Source organism: Streptomyces sp. HSW2009 (genome assembly GCF_040240285.1).
Classification (GTDB): Bacteria; Actinomycetota; Actinomycetes; order Streptomycetales; family Streptomycetaceae; genus Streptomyces.
This window is the reverse complement of sequence record NZ_JBEHZD010000482.1, coordinates 1-6,174: the sequence shown is the minus strand read 5'-3', so window position 1 is coordinate 6,174 and position 6,174 is coordinate 1. Positions and strand designations below refer to the sequence as shown.

The window sequence follows — 6,174 nt, the reverse complement described above, 5'->3', positions numbered from 1 at the left end:
CGGACCGGGGAACGGCGCCCGCCCGGCCCGCGTTCGACGATCCGCCGCCCCCCGGCCCGCCACTGCCCAGGGGGCTGCCGACGCCCGTCGAGATGGTGCGGCAGGTCAGCGACCGCTCCCGGGTCGCGCTCAGCGCGGACTGGCCACCGGCCGCGCGCGCCGAGTTGGGCCGGGTGTGCGAGACGGCGGCGCGGCTGGCCGTGTCGTACGTGGTGGCGCCGGTCGCCGCCGACGAGGTGGCCGCGCTGGTCCGGCTGGTGCTCGTACCTCGGTACGGGGTGGGGCCGGTGGGGCAGCCGGGACCGATGGGGCGGCCGGGCCAGGCACACCCGTCGGGCTGGCCGAGGCCGGGGCCCGGGGACTGACCGGAGCGCTGAGCGGGGGGCGGGTCAGTGGGCCGAGCCGGAGAGTTGGAGGCCGATGACGCCCACGATGACGAAGGAGATGGAGACGATCTTCAGCGTGGAGACCAGGTCGTCGAGGAAGACCATGCCGTAGATGGCGGTGCCGGCCGCGCCGATGCCCGTCCACACCGCGTACGCCGGGCCCACGTCCAGCTTCTTCAGGGCGAGGGTGAGGAGGCCGAAGCTGCCGAGCGCGAAGATGCAGAACGCGATCGTCGGCCACAGCCGGGTGAACCCGTGGGAGAGCTTGAGGCAGACGGCGAAGCCCGTTTCCAGGAGACCTGCGACCACCACGAGAAGCCACGCCATCAGATTGCCTCCCGCTGTTCGGTAGGTGTGCGAAGAAGCATGTACCTCAGAGATCAACGGGCAAACGTCGGCACCGGGTTCCCGGGCGTCCCCGGGGCGCCGTCAGTCCCCCTCGTGGCGCTCGCGGGTGGCGAGCAGCCGGCGCAGCGAGTACAGCCGGTCCCGGTCGGCGTGACCGTCCGCCACCCAGGCGTCCAGTGCGCAGTCGGGCTCGTCGTGGCTACAGGCGCGCGGACAGTTCGCGGTGCCCGCCTCCAGGTCGGGGAAGGCGTGGATGACGCGCGCCGGGTCCACGTGGTGCAGCCCGAACGAGCGCACCCCCGGGGTGTCGATCACCCAGCCGCTGCCGGTCGGCAGGGGCAGCGCGAGCGCGGACGTGGTGGTGTGCCGACCGCGGCCGGTCACCGCGTTGACGTGCCCGGTGGCCCGCTTGCGCTCCGGCACCAGCGCGTTGACCAGCGTCGTCTTCCCGACCCCGGAGTGCCCGACGAAGGCGGTGACCCGCCCCGTCAGATGCTCCCTGACCCGGTCGGCCGCGCCGCCGTCGGCGAGCTCGGTGCGGTTGGTCACCACGTGCGGCACGTCCAGGAGCTGGTACGTGGACAGCAGCGCGTCGGGCGGGGCCAGGTCGGACTTGGTGAGCACCAGCAGCGGCTCAAGACCGGCGTCGTACGCGGCCACCAGACAGCGGTCGATGAGCCGGGGCCGCGGCTCGGGGTCGGCGAGCGCGGTGACGATCGCCAACTGGTCGGCGTTGGCCACCACCACCCGCTCGTACGGGTCGTCGTCGTCGGCCGTCCGGCGCAGCACGGAGCTGCGCGGCTGCACGCGGACGATCCTGGCCAGGGTGTCCTTGTCGCCGGACAGGTCGCCCACCACGGCCACCTGGTCGCCGACCACCACCCCCTTGCGGCCCAGCTCGCGGGCCTTCATGGCGTGGATGGAGCGGCCGTCGACCAGGCAGGTGATGCGGCCCCGGTCCACGGTCAGCACGAAGCCGGGGGCGGCGTCCTCGTGCTTGGGCCTGAGGTTGGTGCGGGGGCGGCTGCCCCGGCGGCCCGGGCGGACGCGTACGTCGTCCTCGTCGGTGTGCTTTCCGTAGCGGCGCATGGTGGGACGCTCAGCCTCGCGACACCGGGGCCGCCCCGGGCGTCGCGCTGAGCATCCCTGTCCACAGGCCGGGGAAGTCGGGCAGTGTCTTGGCGGTGGTGGCCACGTTCTCCACCTGGATGCCGCTGACGGTGAGGCCGAGCACGGCCGCCGCGGTGGCCAGCCGGTGGTCCTCGTAGGTGTGGAAGATGCCGCCGTGCAGCGGGCGGGGGCGGATGCGCAGGCCGTCCTCGGTCTCGGCGACGTCGCCGCCGAGGTCGTTGAACTCCTTGGCCAGCGCCGCGAGCCGGTCCGTCTCGTGCAGCCGCAGGTGGGAGATGCCGCGCAGCACCGACTCGGAGTCGGCCAGCGCCGCGACCGCGGCGATCACCGGGGTCAGCTCGCCCACCTCGTGCAGGTCGGCGTCGATGCCGCGGATGCGGCCGGTGCCGGTGAAGGTCAGCGCGGTGCCGTCGGCGGTCGTCGTGAACTCGCAGGAGCCACCCATCTCGGTGAAGATGTCGCGCAGCGCGTCGCCGGGCTGCGTGGTGTGCTCGGGCCAGTCGGGGATGGTCACCCGGCCGCCGGTGATCAGCGCGGCGGCCAGGAACGGGGCCGCGTTGGACAGGTCGGGCTCCACCACCAGGTCGCGGCCGAGCAGGGCGCTCGGGGCCACCCGCCACACGTCGGGCTCGCCGCCCGCCTCGGGGGTGTCCACGGCGGCGCCGGCGCTGCGCAGCATGTCCACGGTCATCCGGATGTGCGGCATGGAGGGCAGTGCGGAGCCGACGTGCCGGACCTCGACGCCCTGGTTGAACCGGGCGCCGGAGAGCAGCAGGGCGCTGACGAACTGGGAGGAGGCGGAGGCGTCGATGCGGACCGGGCCGCCGTCGATGCTGCCGTTGCCGTGCACGGTCAGCGGCAGGGCGCCGCGGCCGTCGTCGTCGATGCGGGCGCCGAGCGCGCGCAGCGCGTCGATCACGCCGTGCAGCGGGCGTTCGTAGGAGCGGGGGTCGCCGTCGAAGCGGACCGGGCCGTCGGCCAGCGCGGCCACCGGCGGCAGGAAGCGCATGACGGTGCCGGCGTTGCCGACGTCCACGGTGGCCGGGCCGTGCAGGCCCGCGGGGATCACCCGCCAGGCTTCGCCGCTGCCGGTGGGGGCGCCGGGCCCGCCGGCGGAGTTGGACCCGATGGTCTCTTCGATGCCGACGCCGAGCGCGCGCAGCGCCTCGGCCATCAGCAACGTGTCGCGGGAGCGCAGCGGGCGGCGCAGCCAACCGGGCTCGGCGGCGAGTGCGGCGAGGACCAGGCCGCGGTTGGTCACGGACTTGGAACCGGGCACGGTGACGGTCGCATCGACCGCTTCGTGCGCGAGCGGAGCAGGCCAGAGAGCGAGGGCGTCATCCGGGGAGGTCTCAGTGCCGGTCATGAGCCTTACTTTAGTGGCTCCGTCGAAGGGCCATTACCGATCAAAAACGGTGAAACCCCTTCGTAACACGGCACTGATAGACGTGGTCCGACCCGTGGCCGCTCACCGGGCGAACACCCGGTGGGGGCCGGTCGCCCGCGGGGTGAACACCGCGTACGGGCCGGGCGCCCGGCCGCGACGCGGTGCCGCGCGGACGAGCTGCCGGATGCTCGGTCGGACCCGTGCGAGTGGGCGCTCGGCCGGAGCCCGTACGGGCGGGGCACCCATCCGGACCCCGGACGGGTCGGCAGCGGCCGGCGCTCGGCCAAACCCGTGCCGGCGGGCGCCCGGACGGGTCCGCCCCGTCCCGACGCTCAGACGTCCAGCAGCCAGCGCCCGCCGCCGAGCAGCGAGCAGAGCGTGACCGTGTGGAAGAGGAACATCCACAGCGCCGCCGGTACGTGCGTCAGCCGGGCGAGCTGGTCCGGGTCGGAGTCCCCGGCCTGCCCGTACCGCCGCTTGCGCTGGAGCTCGAACGGCGGCCTGACCCCACCGAGCAGCAGGAACCACACCACTCCGTACGCGAACGCCGCCTGCACCTCGGGCTCCGTCAGCCAGGAGACCAGCAGGAACGCGGCGCCGGTGACCAGGACGGACAGCGCCCCGTACGCGTTGCGGATCATCACCAGCATCGCCACGAGCAGCGCGGTCGCGCCCCACAGCAGGGCCGTGATGTGCCCGGAGGCCAGCAGCCAGGCGCCGCCGAGGCCCAGCAGGGAGGGCGCTATGTAGCCGGCGGCGGCGGTGAGGATCATGCCGAGGCCGGTCGGCTTGCCGCGCGAGACGGTCAGCCCCGAGGTGTCCGAGTGCAGGCGTATGCCGTTCAGCCGGCGCCCGCTGAGCAGCGCCACCAGGCCGTGCCCGCCCTCGTGCGCGATGGTGATCGCGTTCCGCGCCAGCCGCCAGGACAGCCGGAAGGTGACGACGGCGAGCGCGATCAGACCGGTGATCACGACCAGCCAGTGGGACGGGTCGGGTTGGGTGCCGAAGACGCGGTCCCACAGGTCGCTCGCGCTGGTGCTTTCCATCTGTGGGTGGCTCCTGTCCGGGTCGTTCCTGGCGTGCGTCCGGCGGCGGTGTCGGCCCGGCCGCGGAGGTGCCGCAGTCTGGCACCTCCGGGCAGACAGTAGGAAAAACGCAGCTACGCGGGAACGGGTTCCGTCGGGGGCGCAGGCGTCGGCCAGGGGCGCGCGCCGTCCGGCCCGGGCGCCGGGTGCGGCAGCATGGGGGCAGCAGCAACGGTGCGCTCGGTAGGGGTGGTAAGCGAGATGTGCGGACGGTACGCGGCGAGCCGGAAGCCCGAGGACCTGGCCGGGATCTTCGACGTGGGCAAGTGGGAGCCGACCGAGACGCTGGCCCCCGACTGGAACGTCGCACCGACCAAGGACGTGTACGCGGTCCTGGAGCGCCCCATCAAGCACGCGGCCGACCGCACCCCGGTCCGCCAGCTCCGACCGCTGCGCTGGGGTCTCGTCCCCTCCTGGGCGAAGACGCCGGACGTCGGCGTGAAGATGATCAACGCGCGCGCGGAGACGGTGCACGAGAAGCCCTCCTTCCGGCGCGCCTTCGCGGCCCGGCGCTGCGTGATCCCGGCGGACGGTTACTACGAGTGGGTCACCGGCGCCGACGAGCGCCAGTTGGAGGAGAAGGGGCGCAAGAAGCGCGCCCGCAAGCAGCCGTACTTCGTCACGCCGGCGGACGGCTCGGTGCTGGCGATGGCGGGGCTGTACGAGTTCTGGCGCGACCGCACGCTCCCCGACGACCACCCGCGCGCGTGGTGGGCCACCTGCTCGGTGATCACCACCGAGGCGGAGACGGTCCCGCTGGCCGGCCGCGACCCGCAGGACCCGGGGCCGGCCTCGCTCGCCGAGATCCACCCGCGGATGCCGCTCATGCTGACCCCGGACCGCTGGGCGGCCTGGCTCGACCCGCACCACACCGACGAGGAGTCCCTGCGCGCCCTGCTCGCCCCGCCCCCCGGCGGCCTGCTGCGGGCCTACCCGGTGGGCGTCGACGTGAGCAACGTCCGCAACAACGGCCCGGAACTGCTCAAGGAACTGCCGGCCCCCGAGGAGGAGACGCTGTTCTAGGCCGAGGTTCTAGACCGGGCCCCGTCCCAGCCCGCTCCGCGGTGCGTCGGCCCCGCTCCGGCCCCGCTCCGGCCCCGCCCCGCGCCGCCTCGCGCCGATCTCGTCCCGCGCCGCGTCGGCCCCACCCGTCCACACGGCTCCCGCTCCGCTTCCCCTTCTCATCCGTGCCCGTCCCGACCGCGCCCCGTCCGGTGGGGACGCAGCGCGCAAAGTGCTCGTACGCGGCTCGTACGGGCTCCGCCTACGCGCGCGCCCGCGGGCGATGGGGCGATGGAGGGCGGGCGCGAGGGCAGCCCTACGGCGCGGGCCCGGGTCGGTCGGGCCGGTGGCGCGGGCGGCGGGGGACCCGCGGGAGCGGGCGGGGGCGGGGCAGGATGGGGGGATGCGGACGACGGCGAAGAAGACGGCGGGCGGCGGCGGCCCCGAGGCGGAGCGCGTGACGGTGCAGACCCCCACCGGGGACGCGCGGATCACCTGGCACCGGGCGCCGGACGCGCGGCTCGTACTGGCGCTGGGGCACGGGGCCGGCGGCGGCATCGAGGCACGGGACCTGGTGGCGCTGGCCGCGGCCCTGCCGCCGCGCGGGGTGAGCGTCGCCCTGGTGGAGCAGCCCTGGCGGGTGGCGGGCAAGAAGCTGGCGCCCGCCCCCAAGACGCTGGACACCGGATGGCGGGCCCTGTGGCCCGCGCTCGCCGGGCCCGGGGTGCCGGTGGTTGCCGGCGGGCGCAGCGGGGGGGCCCCGGGGGGCCGGCCGGCCCGGCCCGCCCGCGGGCCCCCCCGGCCGGGCGGCCGCGCCCCACCCCCGGCCCCCCCC

Annotated in this window: 5 protein-coding genes and 2 pseudogenes; 3 read left to right on the top strand and 4 right to left on the bottom strand. The window is 75.1% G+C overall.

Annotated elements, in window-relative coordinates; translation table 11 throughout:
• Window positions 1-365: pseudogene (locus AAHZ94_RS26850) on the top strand (hypothetical protein); the annotation flags it as partial.
• A 24-nt stretch (window positions 366-389) separates the two neighbouring features.
• On the opposite strand, the gene AAHZ94_RS26845 reads toward AAHZ94_RS26850, so the two are convergent.
• The 4 genes from AAHZ94_RS26845 to AAHZ94_RS26830 form a co-directional block, all read right to left on the bottom strand.
• Window positions 390-713, bottom strand: a complete 324-nt coding sequence (locus tag AAHZ94_RS26845; protein WP_349995948.1) for a DMT family transporter — start codon at window positions 711-713, stop codon at window positions 390-392.
• A gap of 102 nt (window positions 714-815) precedes the next feature.
• Complete coding sequence (rsgA, locus tag AAHZ94_RS26840) at window positions 816-1,823, bottom strand: ribosome small subunit-dependent GTPase A (protein ID WP_349995947.1); 1,008 nt, start codon at window positions 1,821-1,823, stop codon at window positions 816-818.
• A gap of 10 nt (window positions 1,824-1,833) precedes the next feature.
• The gene (aroA, locus tag AAHZ94_RS26835; protein WP_349995945.1) at window positions 1,834-3,231 is read right to left on the bottom strand and encodes a 3-phosphoshikimate 1-carboxyvinyltransferase; all 1,398 of its coding nucleotides are present in this window, start codon (window positions 3,229-3,231) and stop codon (window positions 1,834-1,836) included.
• Between the two features lie 353 nt (window positions 3,232-3,584).
• Window positions 3,585-4,298, bottom strand: coding sequence for a M50 family metallopeptidase (locus AAHZ94_RS26830; RefSeq protein ID WP_349995944.1), 714 nt, complete (start codon window positions 4,296-4,298; stop codon window positions 3,585-3,587).
• Between the two features lie 240 nt (window positions 4,299-4,538).
• Between AAHZ94_RS26830 and AAHZ94_RS26825 the strand changes: the two genes are divergently transcribed.
• Entirely contained in the window at window positions 4,539-5,360 is an 822-nt protein-coding gene (locus AAHZ94_RS26825) for an SOS response-associated peptidase (protein WP_349995949.1), read from the top strand.
• A 382-nt stretch (window positions 5,361-5,742) separates the two neighbouring features.
• A pseudogene (locus AAHZ94_RS26820) lies at window positions 5,743-6,174 on the top strand (hypothetical protein); the annotation flags it as partial.